This window comes from Bacillus cereus group sp. N8 (assembly GCF_016483685.1).
GTDB lineage: Bacteria > Bacillota > Bacilli > Bacillales > Bacillaceae_G > Bacillus_A > Bacillus_A proteolyticus.
In genome coordinates this window covers 1-229 of record NZ_JAEHBK010000246.1, presented here as the reverse complement: position 1 = coordinate 229, position 229 = coordinate 1, and the positions used below count along the sequence as shown (strand labels likewise).

Here is a 229-nt window from a genome sequence, read left to right as displayed (position 1 = left end):
AAGGTTCCTAAACCGAGTAATAACCCTATAATATGAAACAATTGAAACGTTCCAACATTATTATCAATCCATTGCCCACCAAAGATTCCAATAATAATAGAACCGACTAACTGAGCAAGAATTCCTGACATTAAAGCATATGCTTTTATATGGCTGCGAGCGTTTTTTTGCAAGGATTCATCCCTCCAATATGTAGCCCTCATTCACGATGTGTTAATAATAACTCATT

The 229-nt window shown here is 35.4% G+C and carries 1 protein-coding gene; it reads right to left on the bottom strand.

Features of this window, described 5'->3' with window-relative positions; genetic code table 11:
* Nucleotides 1-173, bottom strand: a 173-nt coding sequence (locus JDS80_RS31170; RefSeq protein ID WP_199640851.1) for an AtpZ/AtpI family protein, incomplete at its 3' end; no start/stop codon positions are given.
* Nucleotides 174-229: the final 56 nt, after the last annotated feature.